Source organism: Massilia norwichensis, assembly GCF_024753245.1.
Lineage (GTDB): Bacteria > Pseudomonadota > Gammaproteobacteria > Burkholderiales > Burkholderiaceae_D > Telluria > Telluria norwichensis.
Map to the genome: position 1 here is coordinate 1 of NZ_JANUGX010000081.1, position 1,214 is coordinate 1,214.

General features: G+C 60.0%; 1 protein-coding gene. It reads left to right on the plus strand.

Annotated features, from left to right (window positions below):
• Positions 1-66: 66 nt before the first annotated feature.
• Positions 67-1,214, plus strand: a 1,148-nt coding sequence (locus tag NX782_RS26215; RefSeq protein ID WP_258848440.1) for an ISL3 family transposase, incomplete at its 3' end; no start/stop codon positions are given.

Consider the following 1,214-nt stretch of genomic DNA (forward strand, 5'->3'; position numbering starts at 1 on the left):
AAGAGAGCAGTAAGGAAGAGTTATTGTGTTTGTGCGACCAAACATATCCCTCAACCTACCGCTCTCATGCCAGATCATATTGCCTCGTTCCCTTTCTGGGAAGGTTTTTCCGTCACCTCGTCCACCCAGTCAGGCCAATCCGTATCGATTCGCTTGGAGCCTTGCCCTGCCAAGGCACGGCTGTGCAGGCATTGTTCGAGCGTTGCGCCGAAGGTGCATGACGTTTGCTGGCGTACCGTACGCGATCTGCCGATCGTGGGGCATGCGCTGACGCTGGAAGTAGCGGTGTACCGGGTTAAATGCGATAGCTGTGGACGTACCGGAAGCCAGCACGTCAGCTGGCTCGATCCGCATGCAAGGGTGACGCATCGCCTGGCGGCGTTTGTGGCTTTTTGGAGCGAGCGTATTCCCCTGACTCATGTTTGCCAGCTCACCGGCCTGCATTGGAGTACGGTGCGGCAGATTCACCGACAGGCGCTGGAGCGCAAGCTTGCCGCGTTGCCCGAAGCGCGTCCAAAGCGCCTGGTCATGGACGAATTTGCCCTGTTCAAGGGCCATCGCTACGCCACTGTCGTGCTCGATGCCGACAGCCGGCAGGTGCTTTGGGTCGGCGAAGGCCGTAGCCGTGAAGCCATCCGTCCCTTCTTCACCTGGCTGGGTGTCGAGCGCTGCCAAGCCATCGAAGTCGTGGCAATGGACATGAACACGGCTTTCGACCTGGAGGTACAAAAACAGTGTCCGAATGCGCGCGTGGTCTACGACCTGTTCCACGTCATCGCCAAATACGGCCGGGAAGTGATTGACCGGGTCCGCGTCGACGAAGCGAACCGCCTGCGCGATCAGTCGAAACTACGCCAGGTCGTCAAGCGATCGCGCTGGCTCCTGCTGCGCAACCGCGAGAATGTCCCTGAGGCCCAGTTGCCGAAACTCGATGAGCTGCTGGCTGCCAATGCCAGCTTGATGACCGCTTACGTGATGAAAGCGAGTTTGAAGGAATTGTGGCAAACCCCGGGTGGCTGGGCCTGGCGCGCTGCCTGGCGAAACTGGCTGGCGATGGCCCGGGGTAGTGACATCGAGCCCTTGGCCCGCTTCGCCAACAAACTCGCGCCCTATTGGCGCGGGATCCTGGCGCGGGTGCGCTGGCCGATGCACACCGGCCAGCTCGAAGGCATCAATAACCGCATTAAAGTGATGAAGCGGATGGCCTACGGTTA